At 58.5% G+C, this 17,165-nt stretch carries 12 protein-coding genes and 2 pseudogenes; 5 read left to right on the plus strand and 9 right to left on the minus strand.

Annotation, left to right across the window (positions count from 1 at the left end):
* Positions 1-99: 99 nt before the first annotated feature.
* Complete coding sequence (locus BK662_RS18660; RefSeq protein ID WP_123359268.1) at positions 100-1,089, minus strand: quinone oxidoreductase family protein; 990 nt, start codon at positions 1,087-1,089, stop codon at positions 100-102.
* 360 nt (positions 1,090-1,449) lie between these two features.
* On the opposite strand from BK662_RS18660, the gene BK662_RS18665 reads away from it, so the two are divergent.
* The 3 genes from BK662_RS18665 to BK662_RS18675 all read left to right on the plus strand — a co-directional run bounded on the left by BK662_RS18665 (position 1,450) and on the right by BK662_RS18675 (position 5,359).
* Positions 1,450-4,293: a PAS domain-containing protein gene (locus BK662_RS18665; RefSeq protein ID WP_259695935.1), complete on the plus strand. Its 2,844-nt coding sequence runs from the start codon at positions 1,450-1,452 to the stop codon at positions 4,291-4,293.
* Positions 4,293-4,664: a response regulator transcription factor gene (locus BK662_RS18670; RefSeq protein ID WP_123359270.1), complete on the plus strand. Its 372-nt coding sequence runs from the start codon at positions 4,293-4,295 to the stop codon at positions 4,662-4,664. Before BK662_RS18665 ends, BK662_RS18670 begins: the two co-directional genes overlap by 1 nt.
* 77 nt (positions 4,665-4,741) lie before the next feature.
* Positions 4,742-5,359: a response regulator transcription factor gene (locus BK662_RS18675; protein ID WP_123359271.1), complete on the plus strand. Its 618-nt coding sequence runs from the start codon at positions 4,742-4,744 to the stop codon at positions 5,357-5,359.
* A gap of 21 nt (positions 5,360-5,380) precedes the next feature.
* Here the strand turns inward: BK662_RS18675 and BK662_RS18680 are convergent, their stop codons facing one another.
* Positions 5,381-8,281, minus strand: a complete 2,901-nt coding sequence (locus BK662_RS18680) for an ATP-binding protein (protein ID WP_123359272.1) — start codon at positions 8,279-8,281, stop codon at positions 5,381-5,383.
* A gap of 436 nt (positions 8,282-8,717) precedes the next feature.
* On the opposite strand from BK662_RS18680, the gene BK662_RS18685 reads away from it, so the two are divergent.
* Complete coding sequence (locus tag BK662_RS18685; RefSeq protein WP_123359273.1) at positions 8,718-9,110, plus strand: Imm41 family immunity protein; 393 nt, start codon at positions 8,718-8,720, stop codon at positions 9,108-9,110.
* Positions 9,111-9,261: 151 nt separating this feature from the next.
* Here BK662_RS18685 and BK662_RS18690 read toward each other — a convergent pair whose 3' ends face one another.
* The 4 genes and pseudogenes from BK662_RS18690 to BK662_RS18700 all read right to left on the minus strand — a co-directional run.
* Positions 9,262-9,978: a class I SAM-dependent methyltransferase gene (locus BK662_RS18690; protein ID WP_123359306.1), complete on the minus strand. Its 717-nt coding sequence runs from the start codon at positions 9,976-9,978 to the stop codon at positions 9,262-9,264.
* A gap of 193 nt (positions 9,979-10,171) precedes the next feature.
* On the minus strand, positions 10,172-11,038 hold the full coding sequence (locus tag BK662_RS18695) for a methyl-accepting chemotaxis protein (RefSeq protein ID WP_148057939.1): 867 nt from the start codon (positions 11,036-11,038) through the stop codon (positions 10,172-10,174).
* Positions 11,030-11,383: pseudogene (locus BK662_RS35915) on the minus strand (HAMP domain-containing protein); the annotation flags it as partial. The gene BK662_RS18695 and the pseudogene BK662_RS35915, both read right to left, overlap by 9 nt.
* Before the next feature lie 132 nt (positions 11,384-11,515).
* Positions 11,516-11,650 (minus strand): annotated as a pseudogene (locus tag BK662_RS18700) (DUF2214 family protein); the annotation flags it as partial.
* A 349-nt stretch (positions 11,651-11,999) separates the two neighbouring features.
* Here BK662_RS18700 and BK662_RS35345 point away from each other — a divergent pair.
* Positions 12,000-12,353, plus strand: a complete 354-nt coding sequence (locus BK662_RS35345) for an alpha/beta fold hydrolase (RefSeq protein ID WP_259695936.1) — start codon at positions 12,000-12,002, stop codon at positions 12,351-12,353.
* Between the two features lie 32 nt (positions 12,354-12,385).
* On the opposite strand, the gene BK662_RS18710 is transcribed toward BK662_RS35345, so the two are convergent.
* The 3 genes from BK662_RS18710 to BK662_RS18720 are packed head-to-tail and all read right to left on the minus strand — an operon-like array spanning position 12,386 to position 17,143.
* Positions 12,386-13,873 carry a hypothetical protein gene (locus BK662_RS18710; RefSeq protein ID WP_123359275.1) on the minus strand — a complete coding sequence of 496 codons (1,488 nt, stop codon included), beginning with the start codon at positions 13,871-13,873 and terminating at the stop codon, positions 12,386-12,388.
* Positions 13,874-13,930: 57 nt separating this feature from the next.
* The gene (locus tag BK662_RS18715) at positions 13,931-14,881 is read right to left on the minus strand and encodes a lytic transglycosylase domain-containing protein (protein ID WP_123359276.1); all 951 of its coding nucleotides are present in this window, start codon (positions 14,879-14,881) and stop codon (positions 13,931-13,933) included.
* Between the two features lie 42 nt (positions 14,882-14,923).
* A complete protein-coding gene (locus tag BK662_RS18720; RefSeq protein ID WP_123359277.1) occupies positions 14,924-17,143 on the minus strand; it encodes a type III effector HrpK domain-containing protein in 2,220 nt (739 codons plus the stop codon).
* Between the last annotated feature and the right edge of the window lie 22 nt (positions 17,144-17,165).

Below are 17,165 nucleotides of genomic sequence, written 5' to 3' on the forward strand. Positions count from 1 at the left end.
TTGCTGAGGTTTACCAGTTCATGACGCTATCTCCCGGCATTGTCTGATGTGTGCGACAGCCTTGGCTGTCTCGCCAATAAAGCCTATTGCCTACCCGTGTCATCCGGGCAAACTCCTCTCTGTCTGAGGAAGGATGAGCAGTTTCCCCGTCGTCTGGCGAGACTCGAGATCACGATGCGCCTGTTCGGCTTGCGCCAATGAATAACGCTGGCCGATCACGGTTTTCAACTTGCCTGACGCCACCCAGGCGAACAGCTGCCGGGTGCGTTCCAGCAAAGCGTCGCGGCTCCGCACGTAATGCAGGACCGACGGATAAGTCAGCTTGATACTGCGCGGAATGGAAAAGATATCGATCGGTGCAATCGGATTCATGAATGGGCCATAGAGCGCCAGCGTACCGAAGTAATCGAGCAGGCTCAGTGAAGCGGCGAACCCCTCCCCCCCCGTTCCGTCGTACACCACATTGACGGGCTGGCCTTCCGTCAAACGCAGCACCTGGCCGGCGATATTGCTTGTGCGTCCGATCACCACATAGTCGGCACCCGCGGCGAGCACTGCGTCTACTTTGTCGGCCTGCGACACCCGGCCGATAACTTTTGCGCCTCGCAGCTTGATCATCTGAGTCAGCATCAGCCCCACACCGCCCGCTGCGGCATGCACGAAAGCAACATCACCGGGGCTGATGGCATAAACCTTGTCCACCAGATTGCTGGCCGTCAGGCCTTGCATCATCAGGCTCGCGGCGGTGTCGAAGTCGATTTCGTCGGGCAGCGGCACCAATTGGCTGACCGGTGCCAGCACTTGTTCGGCGTAACTGCCGGGCACATAGTGCCATGCCACGCGATCACCGGGACTTACCTCGTCCACACCCGGCCCGATCGCCATGACGATTCCGGCGCCCTCCACGCCCGGCGTCATCGGCAACGACCAGGCCGCGCCAAGTCCACGGCGGGTGCCGGTGTCCATAAAGTTGATACCGGCAGCCATGACCCGTACAAGCGCCTGGCCGGGCCCCGGTTCTGCCAGCTGGATGACTTCCACCGACATGACTTCGGGATCGCCAAAGGCATGCATTACTACCGCTTTCATAAGTTTAGAGCCTGCTGCATGGACGACCTTGCCCCTGCCTGATTCGAACCAAAGCGGGAAAAGGTGCGTCACGTCTGATCATTCAATCGTCGAGCGACGATGAAACCCGTGCCAATGCTGACCGGGGGGTGTATCCAGGGTGTTTCGAGAACGGCGATGACTGCATGCTGATGTAACTACGCGGGCCATCGATACAGTCGCTTACAACGGCTGTTCGGATCGATCGCAGGAGGGGGGCTGCACGTTGCGGCGCAGTGCAATGGCGGGGATATTTATCGAAAGCGACACCAAAGTATGATGGGCGAGCGTCGGGACAAAGGCGCATCTTATTTCAATGGCGACAGCACAATGAGAAACGGTATGGCGAATGACCTCAAGCGCGTCATGGACGCGCTGCCGGGTGTGGTATTTACCGCACGGCCAGATGGTTGCGTCGATTATGTCAATCTGCAATGGCACGACTATACGGGGCGCGATGCCAATGATGCGCTAGGGAGCAACTGGCAGTCCGCAATACACCCCGATGATCGCGCGAACCTGCTCGAACGTTTACACGCCGCGGCGGACAGTGATGCACCTCGGCCGACTCACGCCCGTCTATTGCGCTTCGACGGCACTTATCGACGGTTTGCCTGGCATTTCTCGTCACTGGAAGATCATCCCGAGAGTGCGCGCAAATGGTGTGCGCTCGGCACCGATATCGAGGCGAGCCCCCCCCCGGACACCCGCGATGCGGCCAACCTGTTCGACGTCAGCTCGATCATCGACAGCATTCCGTCCATGGTTGCGTTCATGAAACCGTCGGGTGAGCTGGAACGGGTCAATCGCCAGATCGAGGATTACATCGGCGCCCCACTCGATGTCCTGAAAAGCTGGGCCGCCGGCGATACAGTGCACCCGGATGATTTGCCATCAGTCATCGCCGCCTGGATGCATTCGGTCACCACCGGTGAACCGTACATGATCGAGCACCGCATTCGCCGCTTCGACGGTGTATACCGCTGGTTCCATGTGCGAGGCCTGCCGCTGAAAGACCTTGAAGGGAACATCACCCGCTGGTGCGTGTTGCAGGTTGATATTGACGAACGCCGACGTGACAAGGCGCTGATCGCGAGGGCCTTCGCGGAAGTCAGCGCTTCAGAGGATCGCCTGCGCAATATCATCGATGCCGTGCCCGGGTTTGTCTGGAGCGCTTCGCCTGAAGGCAGCGTGGGTTTCGTCAATCAGCGCTGGTGCGATTACACCGGCATGTCGCTCAGCGAAGCGTGTGGCAGCGGCTGGACGGCCTCAATCCATCCCGACGACGCGGACGCGTTGGAGGTCTATTGGCGAGGCCTTTTGCAATCGGGTGACGCCGGTGAACACGAGGCTCGCCTGCGACGCTTTGATGGCACTTTCCGCTGGTTCCTGATCAGGGCCGTGCCACAACGAGACGAAGCTGGCCGAGTGCTGCGATGGTATGGCGAAAACACCGACATCGAAGACCGCAAACGGGCGGAGATGTTGCTCGATGGCGAAAAACGCCTGCTTGGCCTGATGGCTGGAGGCTCGTCGCTGCCGGTGATCCTGCAGACACTTTGCGCACTGGTGGAAGTCTTTCTCGAGCGCTGTGTTGCCAGTGTGGTGCTGGTCGATCTGAAGCGCTCCGAAGGTGCACAGGAGCATGCGTTGCGAATGCATCAGGGCGCGCCGACAAACATGCCGGCCGACTTGTTGCCGGGGGCGGACGACAAGCCGCTTCGCGCCGAGCGCTGCCCTATCGTCATGGCGGCCACCTTCAACACGCCGATCATCTCCAACAACCTGTCGCACGAATCACGTTGGAATGGCTGGTGCACGACGGCCCGCTCTCACGGTTTCCGGGGACTCTGTTCAATGCCGATTACCTCTAACAGCGGAGCGATCACGGGCGTTCTTTCGGTACTGCACCGGGAAGCCGAACCGCTCTCACCGGAGCAGCAGAATCTGATCGCGCAATTCACTCATCTGGCCAGTATCGCCATTGATCGTGTGCGTGCCGAAGCTGCGCTCAAGCAGAGTAAGGCCTTTCTTGCCAAAGCCCAACGCCTGAGCGCCACAGGTACGTTTTCCTGGCGAGTCAGCACCGACGAGATCACCTGGTCCGATGAGGTCTACCGTATCCTCGAACTGGATTCGGCAACGACGCCGGGCTTCGACGCCATTTACCGGCGCATTCATCCGGACGACATATCGAGCCACCGGGAAATGATCAGACGCCAACGCCGCAGGGGACGTGACTTCGAGCATGAGCATCGATTGCTGATGCCCGATGGCACGGTTAAATATGTGCGTCTGGTCGCGCACTCGATCAAGGATCCGGCAGAAGGATTGGAATACATTGCCGCGCTGCAGGACATCACCCAGTGCCGGCGAGCCGAGGAAGTCTTGAGCAAGGCCCGCTCCGAGCTGACGCATCTGGCCAGAGTGGCGAGTCTCGGCGCGGTCACCGCGTCGATCGCCCACGAGGTCAATCAACCTCTTGCCGGGATCATCACCAACGCCAGTACCTGCCTGCGCATGCTCGGGGCCGATCCACCGAACGTCGATGGTGCCCGGGAAACCGCGCGGCGAACCATTCGCGATGGCAATCGCGCCGCCGATGTGATCAACCGATTGCGTGCGTTGTTCTCGAAAAAAAGCATCACGATCGAAAACGTGGACCTTAACGACGCGACCCGGGAAGTCATCGCCTTGCTGCTGGGTGAACTGCAACGCAGTCGAGTTGTGCTCAATCCGCAATTTGCCGATGCACTGCCGTTGGTCAAGGGTGACAGGGTTCAACTTCAACAGGTGATCCTCAACCTAATCATGAATGCCGCGGAGGCGATGAACACCATTACCGGTCGCTCCCGGCAGATGATTGTCAGCACCGGCCTGACGGAGGATCACAGTGTTTTTCTTGCGGTGAAGGACAGCGGAAGCGGTGTTGATCCTCAGGACATGGAACGTATTTTCAACGCTTTTTACACCACCAAAAGTGCCGGAATGGGGGTTGGTCTGTCTATCAGCCGCTCCATTATCGAGCGCCACGCTGGCAACCTTTGGGCTCGCGCCAACGACGGACCGGGGGCAACCTTCCTGTTTACTATCCCGCTTCGGGCTGTACCCCTCGCAGAAAATGGAGAATCCCCCGTACAGCCGGACGCTAATGACATCTCCGACCACGCTATGGAGGGTAATTGATGGGCATGCCTCTGCTCGTTGCAGTCGTCGACGACGATGAGTCGGTTCGTGAATCGTTGCCAGATCTGATCAAGGAGTTCGGCTTCGCAGTCCAGGCGTTCGCTTCGGCGCAGGAGTACTTGGCGTCCGATTGTGTCGACCTCACACGCTGCCTCATTTTGGACGTGGCCATGCCGGGCATGTCGGGGCCGGATCTAGTAAAAGAATTGTGGCGTCGCGGGTACCGTATACCGGTTATTTTCATCACCGCACTGGGTGACGCCAGCGACCAAAGGCAACTTCGGCACTGTGGCGCAGTGGAATGTCTGATCAAGCCTTTCAGCGAGGCGCAACTGCTCAAGGCATTGAGCGCCGCGCTTCCGCTTAATTGAACCAGCAGCCGGATACACAAGGAGCTGACATCTTGAACCCGAAAAACGCCTTTGCCCCTGGATATGGAAAATTACCGATGCGTGATGAGACGCCCGTCGTATTCGTCGTAGATGACGATATCTCTGTGCGTGAATCGCTGGAGCTGTTGATCCGCTTCGCGGGATGGCAGCCACAACTTTTCGAGTCGGCTCAGGATTTTCTCAATGCGCCTCGGCCGCTTGTACCCAGTTGCCTGGTGCTGGACATCAATCTGCCGGACCTCAATGGCCTCGATCTGCAAACATCCATCGCAGGCGACAGGCGCAACATGCCCATCATATTCATCACCGGCTATGGTGATATCCCGCTAACGGTTCGGGCCTTGAAAGCGGGTGCGGTGGAGTTTCTGACCAAACCTTTTAACGACGATGTGTTGCTAAAAGCCATGGCCGATGCGCTACAGAGCAGCCATGCTGCACTCGACGGAGAAAAAAACCTGCGCACACTGTTGGAGGCCTATCGAACCCTGACACCTCGCGAACAGGAAATCATGGCATCGGTGGTCAGCGGACGATTGAACAAAATTATCGCAGCCGACCTCAACATCAGCGAGATCACGGTCAAAGCTCATCGAGGCAAAGTCATGCGCAAAATGAAAGCCAGCTCGCTGGCCGACTTGGTAAAAATGGCCGCACTGATTTCCCCCGTTAATTGAGATTCGCTGCGCGCAACGGCATCAAGACGGTTGTGTATCGCCCAGGGTTTTCTGCCAGAGTGCTTCCAGGCGGCGCACATCAAGTGTGTCGAAGCCTTCCGATACCCCTTCACGGCATATCCTGAGCAACTCCAGCGCCTGCAGCCGATTGCCCTGTTCCAGCCATGACTTGGCCAGGTCCATCGATGCTCTTAGTTCCCAGGCCCAAGCACCCTGCTCCCGGCTCAACGTACGCGACTCTTCTAGCATGGCCGATGCGGCGTGCTCGTCGCCGTCCATGACCTTGATAAGACTGGCCTTGATTCGCAGCAATTCCGGCAGCGCAAAGGCATCACCGCTGACGCGACAATGACTGATCGTACCGTCAACCAATACCCGGGCTTTTTCATATTGGTGACTCAGAATCAAACCTTCGGCCAGCGAGATTTCGAAAGAGGACGTAAGCAGTTCGTAGCGCATGCCGTGCAGCTGCATCAGACTTTCTTCGAGCACCGCGACAGAATTGTCGGGCTGCTCGGCGCGTATGGCAATCGACGTTCGGAAGCCACGAGCTGCGGCAATGTAAGGGCCAAGTGCGTTGGATTCGGCGATTGTGGCGAAGCGTTCAAGACTCGCCGCCGCCTTCTGCAAATCTCCGGTCCAGATGTAAATGCACAGGATCCAGACCATTGCTATGCAGTAGGTGACCGAGTGCTGCAGCGCAGATGCCTCGGCCTCTATCTGCTCTGCCCAGCGTCGGGCCTGGTCAGGGAAACCTTGTAGCCAGAGGGTTCGAGCCAACGCCAATCCGGTGCGATTACGATGATCGAATCCGTAGTAGATCGTACCGCTGCGTTTTGACGGCAAGCTGTTACGCAATGAACGTTCCAGTTGCTGTCGAGCAAGCGGCTGGTTGCCAAGCAGATGGTGGGAAATACCGGCAAGCGAAGCGGCAATGGCAATCGCTTCAGGCTTGTTCAAAATGTTGCCGACCTCGCTGGCTTGCTCAGCCCATGCCAGAGAGGAAGCGAAATCGCCGATGCGCTCATAGAAAATCTGTAGCCGTCCGAGCAGCCTGAGTTGGGACCAGTAATCGGACAATGAGATAGCGATGTCGAGTGCCCTGAGCAGAGCCTTCTGCGCCGCCTCGCTGTTGCCACGAGTGAACATCAGCACCAAACCGAGCGCGGCTTGCAATTCCATTTCAGTCGGCGTGCCGAAGTAACCCAGCTCGAGTAATTCAGCCGCCCGCGTGCACCAGCTCCGGCACTCGACCAACAAAGAAAAATGCAGGAACAACGGTGCGCTGGCCGCTGCCAGTGGTAACGCGAGCCCTGGATCACCCTGCGGCCCGAAGCTCCACTCCAGCGAACTCCTGACGTTGCCCAACTGACTGGCAAGGCGCTCCGAATTGTCGAAAATCTCATTGGGCGAGGTGCCTACGCGTCCTAGCAGATCCATATAGAAAGCTGCATGCCTGAATGCCAGAGCGTTGACCTCGACATCACCTCGGGTGGCCAGCTTTTCCCGGGTGTAGGCGCGCGTCATCTCCAGCAGGCGGTAGGTCCACCTTAAGTCACTGTGATCAATGGTGACCAGACCTTTACAGACCAACTCATCGAGGATCGCCGCCGCGGCGGCAGTGTCGATCTGGGTGTCGGCGATGACTTGGGACGCCGCTTCCTGCGAAAACGGTCCGACAAAAACCGAAAGCCGCTCCAGCGCCAGACCCTGCAGCGGCGACAGCAGGTCGTAGCTCCAATCGAGCATCGCGCGCAGCGTTTGATGCCGTGGCAAAGCCGTCCTGCGTCCTGACCAGCCCAGTGAAAAACGCTCGCCCAGCAATGCGTGCGTGGATTTCAGTCCATGGCTTGCAACGCGCATTGCCGCCAGTTCGATCGGCAGTGCTATACCCTCCAGACGTTGGCACATGTCGGCGATCAATTGCGCATCATCATCGTCCAGCACCAGTGCTGTGTTACCCGATGATGCACGCTCGACAAACAGTCTGATCGCTGAAAAACCCAGCAACTCATCGATAGAAAGGTGCTGAGGTTCGCGGGGAAATTCGAGAGGGTTGAGCCAGTGAATGTACTCGCCACGGACCCGCAGCGGTTCGCGACTGGTGGCCAGAACCCCGACATTCGGGGCCGCGTCACTGATTTGCTCAACGATCGCTGAAACCGCATCGATCAAATGTTCACAGTTATCGATGACCAGCAACACCCTTTGCGTGCGTAAGTGCGCAAGCAGTACAAACATGGAGTCTTCGGCCTGAACCGGTATTTCCAGCGATCTGGCCAGCGCCGAAAGCACCAGCGATTGGTCTTCGACCTGAGCCAGGTCTACGAAACGGGCAGTCTGGTAACCCTGTGCGCAAATGCGGTGCGCCACCTCGATGGCAAGACTGGTTTTGCCAACGCCACCGGGGCCGACGATGGTAAATAGTTTGGGCTGCAGCATGTGATCGACAACTAATTGAAGATCGGTTTCGCGTCCGAACAGCTTCGCTCGCGGTGGTAAATTACATTGGGTCTCCACACGCTCGCCGTCGGTAGCTTCTGCATCGATAACTGCTGGTTGGTTCCCGGCCAGTTGTATTTCTACGGGTGCTACAAACGCATATCCCACACCGACCTGCGTGGCGATGTATCGCGCGTGCTCGTCACCATCACCGAGAATCCGCCGTAGGGCTGTCATATGAAAGCGCAGACTGCCTTCCTCGACAATGATATCGGGCCATACCTGCTTGATCAGGTCGCTCTTGGTCAGCACCCTGCCCGGTCGCACCAACAAGGCAATCAATAAATCCAGTGCTCGCCCACCGATCTCAACTGGAGCGCCATTCTTCTCAAGCAACCTTTTCGCGGGCACGACGCAGAACGGGCCGAAAACATAATGGGTGGTGTTTGATTCGTGCGAATCGTCTGGAAAGGACTCCACGAGGATCGTTCTCTCAAAATAGGGCGTTCGCCGGTTGGAAGCCGTTCGTGTAGGCCTCGAATCATAGGTATATTGCACGATCTTTCAAGTCAGATCATTCCACCAATCGGTTGATATTCCGCGTTCGTCGATAAGCAAATAGGATGGTGGCGAAAGTGAGTATAGAAGCCAGCCGATGCAATATTGGCACCGTGCAATAAAGATACCCAGATGTCCTGCTGACCGTCAGCTTCGGGTTGCTTTCTGCCCTTCGTGACAGACAGCAATCGGGCCAAAAGCGGACATTCTACTTGGTCGGATTTAGGCCCGAACCAGACATTTGTGCTCTGCGCTTATACCGGAGAAAACGTGTGATTTACGATTTTAGTTGCGAATATATTGTTCCATTTCTACCCACTCGCTAGGCTGGCGGCACTCATGAATAGGGATTTACTCCATGGATGCACATTTTGTAATCGCCAGGAATTGCGCAGGGTGCGAAGCGTACGATGACAGTTCGTTCATCGGACGATTACACGAAGCACAAATCTGGGCTCATGATGAATACTGGCTACTGGAATGGGCACTGTACCAACTTGCAGGAGAGGCAAGCTTCACACAAGAATTATCTGAGAGACTGTTCGACATATTCAGCTACAGCTTCCTGCTATTTGGATGCCACTTTGATCGCAAAGATCGCTTCAAAATCCGAAACCTCAGGAGGAACCAGATTTACGATTTTCGTGACAGATTCAAGCTTGTTTTCGAAAGCTTTTTCGCTGGGCAAATGCCGATACCAGGCTATTTCACCGAACCCAACCCGTTGCTTGTCGATACCCCATATCGCTGACTGCACGGGGTCGATTGAGATTGACGTCTGAGGAGGCAAAATGGAATTAACTGCCTCCTGTAGAAGCCCAAGAACGACGTTTCCCAAGTGATCATTTGCGGCTCTCATGGATGGCCGCAGTCGGCCCAGAAACTGCCACTCAGATCGCTATTCAGACTGTTTTACACGTTAACCAAGCACCCCAGAACAGGCTGCTGAAAAAACGCGTAGCGTCCCCGAAACCCGCGTCATGCAAAAGCTTCTGAACCGCCGCCTCAGAATGTGGAGGGTCAGCGCCTTGAAGAATTTTCCCAAGCTTGACCTTCACTTCATCCGGGCTGGCTCCGTGCTGCCGCCAACGTTGCCCCCAAGCAGCGAGGAGTAACGGCTGGCTGGCATAGGCATATTGATTGCCGGCGACAATAAGCGGAGCCCCCGGTTTCAGACGGGCCCGAATGGATCGTAAAATTTGTCCTTTGGCATCATTCCCATCGAGATGATGGAGTACACCGATCAAAGTGGCTGCGTCGTAGGACTCATCTGCCGCCAAGTCTTCAACGTGCCCAAGATGCAGATCCGTTCTTTCAAGCACGTTGTTCACGACTAACTGCTGTATCGCGGTTTCAAGCATCGGCTCAGATGGATCAACGGCGGTGAAGCGCCAGCCTGGCTCAAGCCTGGCCATCGCGATGATCTCCTGCGCCGTACCGCCAGCGCCGACCACCAGTATTTTTGCCGAGCCCATGTTTCCGAGGCTAGCCGCGAGCATGCACACCACCAAGTCCTGGCATGCGTCATAACCTGCCAGTGCGATTCGGCTCTGTCGTCCGTACTCATTGGCCCGTGTGTTATCGAACTTTTCAGCTGAGTTGAGTGTTATTGATTTCAAGGGCGGTTCTCCATGTCCTTGAATCAACTTAGGCCATAAAAAGCGATAATAAAAATTCATTAATTTCATACATTGCATTCCTGACGGGAATGCCAAACCGCTCAGAGTTCGCCCAGCTGACAGTCAGCTTTGCATTGTGGATTCAACCGGTCGATGCAATAGATTAGCTAAATCGTTCCTCCAGGGTTTTGGCCTACCAGTCGTTAAATTTACCTATGGTTTCGGACAGACTCTGTCCGAGGAGTCGAAGCCCCTCGCTGGACCTCTCAAGGCGTTCTGCAACATTCGCGCTGCTCTCGCTGACATCACGAACACGCGTCATGCTTAGCGCCACTTGAGAGGCCATGGTTCTCTGCGACTCAGCTGGAATGGCAATATGTTGGTTAAGTTCATCAATACTTGCGATGGCCAGCAAGATATCGTCGAGCGCGGTCGCCGCATGGTCGGCAAGCAGGACTACTTTACGGGTCAACGCCCCACTGTTTTCCATGCGCTCCACGGCCGTATCTGCTCCTTTCTGGAGCCGTTGCATGAGCTTTTCAATCTGCACCGTCGAGTCGCGGGTGCTCATAGATAAAGCGCGAACCTCATCGGCCACAACGGCAAATCCTCGCCCCTGCTCACCAGCCCTTGCTGCCTCGATTGCGGCATTGAGTGCAAGTAAATTGGTTTGCTCCGAGACTGACTTGATGACATCGAGAGCCTTGCCTATCTGTATGCTCTCGTGACGCAGGTGAAGCATGGCTCCAGTGGTGGCCTCGATGTCACCCGACAGGTGGACTATTTGCTGAGTGACACGCTGAACAACCTCTCCCCCGCTACTAACCCTATTGCGTACTTGCTCGGTTTCAATGCGCGCTCGCTCGGCATTGAGGGCGACCTGCTCCGCCGTATCGGAGACCCGCCGCATGGCTTCCAAGGTCTGCTCCGTTTCCAGAAGCTGTTGCCTGACACCTCTTTGGGTCTGAGCAGATATCAACGAAAGCTCCGAAGTGTCAGCTCCCAATTGTGTAATATCGAGCCCCATACGGCAGACCAATTCCCGAAGACTTGCCACCATTTGATGCACCACGGACTGGAGATCGCCAAGCTCATCCTTGCGCGCCACCGCGAAACAACGGTCGCCCAGCCGTCCAGCAGCAACCCGCTTGGCAAGGGCCAGGATTTCACTCAACGGAGCCACTATCGACCGTCGAATAATCCAACAAGCTAGGCTGACGATAATTGTCACCAGGGCCGCCCCAAGGAGTGACTTTTCTGCTCGGCTCCCGGCATTGAGCATTAGCGTCCGTTGTTCAGACGATGCACTGCGAGCCAACTCCAAAACCTGATCGGCCTGACTACGCATCTGCTGCGCGCTCATCCGACTCATTGCCTGGCTGTCGCTAAAGGTTCCAAACCGCATCCGATATTGCCAGTATCTTGGCAATTTCCGGAGTGAGAATACAGTTTCGTTTAAAATGTTCTATCGCCCTGTGACTCACAACACGCGCTGATCGCCTAGAGCATTGAACTATCTCACTCTCTAATCGACCTGCGCGACCAGCACGCTGCGAACCTGCGCGGTGCCCGCGGCCAACCGACTTAACGCCGTTCCTCGAGTGAGCACACCCCAAAGGCCCATGCCAAACGCCAAGAGGTGAATCGCCGCTAGAAACCATTGAGACAGCATAGGAATGCTCCTGACAGGGAAATGGAAAAGGGATTGTCAGTAGTAGCCCAAAACCCGTAAATCCGCCTGCTGCCCACTCATCAACCTGGCCACAACAGCCACTTACCAAGGATGGAACACTTGGACCGATCAACCCTGCCGATGCTAGTCCTGCTGCCGGGAATGGATGGAACAGGCGAACTGTTCCAGCCTTTCGTATCGGCTCTGAAGCACCGTTGCGACACCGTTGTCGTAACCTACCCCAGCGACATCCCGTTGAGCTACGAAGACCTGCAAGCCATCGCCAGGCAAGCGCTGCCCACTGTTCAGCCGCCTGGGTTTTCTGGTCAACCTACTGCCGATCGGCATCGTGCCCACCCGCTGGCTCAGTCCGTTGTTGCTCGGCCGGTTTGCCACCACCCCATTGCGCGCAGCCCTTAGTCGGGCGATCAGCCAGGTCAGCCCGTCAGTGATGCGCGCACGACTGCGTTCAGTGCTTAACGTCGATAGGTCGGCGCAACTGCCCCGCATCGAAGTGCCCACTGTTTATCTGCGTGCCACCGAGGATCGCGTGGTGCCGAAGGCTGCCTCGCTGCGGATTGCCGAGCTGAAACCACAGGTGCAGGTGATCGACGTAGCCGCCGTGCATTGCCTGCTTCAGGTCGCACCCGTGGAGGCCGCGCACCTTGTCCTCGGGTTTCTGGGAGCACAGCAGGTTCGCTGAGCCCCAAGGTCTTCACCTCGGGGCATCGCCGCTTAAACCTGCTCGCCACCCTCCGTCATCGGCGCCGGACGCCGGCGCAGGCCCGTACTATGGGCCAGATCGCCCAGCAGGTTGGCGCCAGAGAGCGCTATATTGCCGACCGCTTCAGTACCGCTACTCAAGACACTGCGGCCCCGGGTCGCGCCTGAAGACAGGGCTTCACCAGCGTTAGTGGCCAGCGTATTCAGGCCTTCTCTGGCGGAGGTGTAGGTGTCGCCGGCAAACTCACCGGTTGCCCTTGCGCCCTTTGCAATACCGGCCTGGGCGCTGTTTGCCAGTTCCAGCGTCTTGGGCGGAATGTCTTCCTGAATCACCTTGACGCCCTTGTCCGCCGCCGGACCGGTCAGCACGCCGGCCGCCCCATAAGCGCTGAACGTTGCTGCAGAGCCCGCCACGTTGGTCAGGTGATCCAGAGCCGACACCGCCCCCGGCGTCATGCCAGCCTCGGCCGCTGCCGTCTTGACCGCACCGCGCGCCAGGGTCGTCAACGCGAACCCGCCGCCCAAAGCTCCACCGTTGGCAACGAGGCTGCTCGCGGTGAGCGCATCGCGCAGCGAACTCAAGGTATTGCTCGCGATGTCCAGGGGAAGTTTAGCGGCGCGCTTGGCTCCGTTGATAAAAGGGTCGCGCGAAGGACTGCAATCCTTGAGCACTTGGAGTTGTTTTTCCCAGTCCTTACGCCCGAAAAATTGCGCGCCGCCGACCAGACCGGCGGCTTTGTTGTTTTTGTGCATGATCGCCGCGTACCCGGCACCGGCCGCCATCCCGCCCACCGAGCCGATAACCGTATCGGCAGCGGCGGCAGCCTTGGGCCCCAGCGTCGCGTTAAGTGTCGCAGCAACGCCCAGACGCACGGCGTTACGCACGGTGAAGGTCTGGAACGCCGCGGCACTTTGCAGCACCTGCTTGCCCGGGTTCGCTTCCGCCTTGGCTTTCTGCGAGGCCTCCATTACCGGCTCCAACATCTCGTTCGGCGCCTTGAGCCACAGCGTGTCCTCGGTCGCCGTCTTCAGCAACCCGGTCCCCACGGCATCGGCGGCACCGGACACGGCCCCGGCAATGAAACCGGTGTAGGCAGGGTTGCCAGTCGCGTCCGCAGTCACGCCGGGTACCTTATCGAGCACCACCGTGGCCACGCCAAAAGGCAAGCCACCCACGGCACCTTGCGTGGGGACGGTCACCCGGTCCATGCGTTCGGCCTTTTCCATCAACTGATCGATTTCATCAGGCAGGTAGTCCAAGGCGTACATTTTGGTCGCGCGATCGTTGACCAGTGTTTCTATCTCTTCAGCGTTTTCAGCGGTTTTGTGCCCCTCGAACAGCGTCGTCAACTTGCCCTTCAGGCCTTCGAGCGCCTCCGGACTGCCTCGGGTTATCGCACCCGCCGCACTCGCAGAGGTAGACGCTCGAGGCGTGTGCATTTCGATGTCGTTGCTCTGGATCGACGATAGTGAACGATGGTTGATCGGTGGCGCTTGCATGGGCATTCCCTCTTGGCTTTTTAAGGTGTCCTGTTCAGTGATGTGTCGCCTGGGTCATCAGCCCGGCAACTGTCCTTTACCGCTGCCGATAATTTCGGCGAACTTCAGTACGTCGGCCGGGTAACTCGAACCACCCACGCCACCGGCGTCGGCCAGATTGTTCAGATTGACCTTGTCCGGCCCCGAGTTGTAGGCCCGCAAGGCGGCGCCCATGTTGCCGTCGAAGGCCTTGCTTTGATCGCGCAGGTAAAGCGCACCGGCCATGATGTTGTCGTGGGGATTGTTGACGTCGGCATTACCGAGCAGCCCCGGGTTTTCCTTCTTCAGAGCGGCGAAGGTGTCGGCGTTGACCTGCATCAGGCCCGCGTCTTTCTTGCCGTTGACGTTGGTGGTGTCTTCACCGAGTTTGCCTCTGGACTCGGCCCAGATTTGCCCGGCGATGACATTGGCCGGCATGCCGGTCTGTTTCGCCGCGTCGAGAATGTCGGCGCGGTACGGTTCCAGTTGCGGCGGCAAATGCAACTCGCCGCTGCCGCTCAGCCCCGTCTCTGGCGCAACGCCCTGCGTCGACGTTGTCGCGTTGGCTTCATGGGGACCACCTGCCTCCCCCGCTCCCGAACTGCCGCCCTGTGTCGCGAGGTTTTTTGCGCCGACCGGCGATGACGATTCGCCGCCCTCGTCTTCCTTGGATTTCAAAAGCGATTGCAGCCATTGCATGACGGCTTTCTGAATCACCTCCAGCAACTGTTCAAGCATATCCGACTGCCCCGCTGCGGCCTGCGGGCCATGCGCTCCGGGCTTGCCATTGAGCTCCTGGGGCGGGCCGAAATTGACTTGCTGTTGCGCACGATGGGCGAAAATCCCCTGGCCACTGCTGGCCAGGTTCTGATGCTCGCCACCGAACGCGTTGCCGTGGCCTGCGTGTTTGCCAAAGGCTTGGGAGGACGGGTTATGCCCGTTTGCAGGATCTTGCACAGCGGTGCGAATCGGTGAAATGGATAGGTTCACTGCGTTTTCCTCTGTTAGGGCATGACGTGACGCGGGGGTGGATCAATGGGCCTTGGGAATCCCGAACTGTTCCAGGGTCGGGTCAACGTTGTGGTCGAATTGCTTCTGCGCGGAGTGTTTCTTCACCGCCTCAACGATGGCGGCGATGCCGAAACCAATGCTCATGGCCGCGTCGATCACCCAGCCCACGGGACCGGCCGCCGCGCCGATGGCCGACGCCGCCGCCAGCCCTGCTGCCTCCCCCGCCACGACACCGGCAATCCGTCCACCGATGGAGCCGGCCATGCGCCCGAGCCCGGCCGAAGCCTCACGGCCGGCCAATTTGCGCATTGCATCGACGCCATCCTTGGCGGTCGAGAGGCCTTGTTTGGTGTTGTCGTAGGCATCCTTGATTTGCTGGGCTTTGCCTTTAGGCGCTACGGCATCCGAGACCGAACCGGACGCACCCGCCCCTTCACCGGCGGTTTCCAGCAACTCGCGACTTTTTTTCGATTGCTGTAACTGGCCGACGGTGGCGTCCACGTAACTCGCTTGCTGACGCTGGACGAAGTCCTGGGGCAGCGCGGCGTCATAGGTAGCTTTCTGCGCATCGCTGGTTTGCAGGGACTGGCCGGCGTCAGCCTTTTTCTGCCCCAGCAACTGCTTGAGCGAACCGCCTTCACTGAAATTGCTGACGTAGGACTGTTGCAGCTTGCTCTGCACATCCGCGCGGTTGCCGACCACTTGCGCAGCCGTGGGCAGGTTGGCGTCGGGGCCCAACAGGTCCTGGTGCATTTGCAGTTGCGCCGACAAACCGCCGAGGGCGCCGCTGTAGTCGGGGTTGGCGTCCTTTTTCAGATTTTTGTCGGCGCTGCTCATGTCGTTGCTCAGCGCCTGGCCGCTCACCACGTTTTGCAACTGCGCCTTCACCGCTTTTCCCAGGGACGGATCGCTGGCCACCAGCGCGCGTTCCTGAGCGGGGATGGCCTGGTTCATGTAGGCCTGCACGTCCGGGTCGTCCTGCAACTGGCCGATTTTTTCCGCCAGGGCATCTTCAGTCTTGCCGGTTTTGCGTAGATCGGAACCGGCAACGACGCTCTGCTGGGTCTGTTGCAACTTGACCATCACCGCCGCTTTCTGCGCCCCGGTGTAGTTCTGCGGTTGCTCGAAAACGTCTTTGCCCAGCTTGCTGATGTCAGTGTCCGCAACGGCATTGAGGGTCGCCGCATCGCTGAGCATCCCGGCGAATTCGCCGCCGTTGGTGGGCGCCTGGTTCTTGATCCAGTTGCTGATGTTCGCCGCGTCGAATTTTTTGTCCGGGCCGTGGGTGGCCAGGTCTCGTCCTTTGAGCCCGCCCTGGTCGAGCATGTTTAGCAGGCCCGGCTGCGACCAGGTTTTCGACGCTTGCTTGAGCGGTCCGGCGAGCCCGGGATTGTTGTCCTGCAACGCCTTCAGGCCGTCGGCGTCCATGTACCGATCGACTTTGGTCTCGCCGTCCGCGCCCGCCGCATGTTTGGGGTTGGCGGCATTGGCGAGCGGACCGTTGGCTTGCAACAACGAGGCCGAGCGGACCATCTGCAACGACTGCGGATCGGCGTTGGGATGGTCCTTCTGGTAATTGGCCAAGTCCTTGTCGGCGTTGTCTGCCGCGCCTTGCATTTTCCTGGCAAACGCCTTGAGGTCGCCATCGGTGATTTTGCCGTCAGCCTTGCCACCGTGTTTGCCGGTATCGACAGCGGTTTTCAGGGCCGGATTGTCGTTGATGAATTTCATCGCCTTGGCCGCATCCGGGCCTTTTTCCGTGGCCATCAGGGCGGCAGCAATCGGCCGGTTCAGCTCCTTGGCCGCCTGCTCGCGTTGCTCCGGCGGCAAGTCCGCCACCAACGGCGCCCAGCGTTCGAGCTCTTTGGGCGAGGAGTATTTCGATTCATCGAGCAATTGCGCTTCGGGGCTGGTGGCCGTCGCCGGGTCGGACGCAGGCTTCGTCGTATCGACTGTCGAGGTGCGGCTAACGGGCTGGGTGTCGGCGAGCGGCCGTGACAATGTCGTGCGTTCATCGCCGCCGAGCAACCGCTTCATCACCAGCCCCAACAGGTTCGGCGATTGAGCGTCGTTGGGGCGGGCTGCCAACGTCTGCGACCCGGTCTGCTGTCCGAACTGCACACCGCCACCCGGGGCGGACAGTACGTTAGGTTTGGCATTCTCCAACGCGGGCCGCGACGACCTGTCGCCGCCCAACAATGGAGTGCCGGTTGCGGGTAACGGAGTGTTGGAAATGCGCATGAGAGGTCGCCACTTTCAGTCG

This window comes from Pseudomonas frederiksbergensis, from assembly GCF_003732275.1.
GTDB lineage: Bacteria > Pseudomonadota > Gammaproteobacteria > Pseudomonadales > Pseudomonadaceae > Aquipseudomonas > Aquipseudomonas frederiksbergensis_H.

Excerpts from the sequence above, each read along its gene's own strand:
- BK662_RS18670 (WP_123359270.1), top strand. The coding sequence starts at position 4,293 with ATGGGCATGCCTCTGCTCGTTGCAGTCGTCGACGACGATGAGTCGGTT.
- BK662_RS18710 (WP_123359275.1), bottom strand. The coding sequence starts at position 13,873 with ATGCAAGCGCCACCGATCAACCATCGTTCACTATCGTCGATCCAGAGC.
- BK662_RS18695 (WP_148057939.1), bottom strand. The coding sequence starts at position 11,038 with ATGGTGGCAAGTCTTCGGGAATTGGTCTGCCGTATGGGGCTCGATATT.
- BK662_RS18660 (WP_123359268.1), bottom strand. The coding sequence starts at position 1,089 with ATGAAAGCGGTAGTAATGCATGCCTTTGGCGATCCCGAAGTCATGTCG.
- BK662_RS18665 (WP_259695935.1), top strand. The coding sequence starts at position 1,450 with ATGGCGAATGACCTCAAGCGCGTCATGGACGCGCTGCCGGGTGTGGTA.
- BK662_RS18685 (WP_123359273.1), top strand. The coding sequence starts at position 8,718 with ATGGATGCACATTTTGTAATCGCCAGGAATTGCGCAGGGTGCGAAGCG.
- BK662_RS18720 (WP_123359277.1), bottom strand. The coding sequence starts at position 17,143 with ATGCGCATTTCCAACACTCCGTTACCCGCAACCGGCACTCCATTGTTG.
- BK662_RS18675 (WP_123359271.1), top strand. The coding sequence starts at position 4,742 with ATGCGTGATGAGACGCCCGTCGTATTCGTCGTAGATGACGATATCTCT.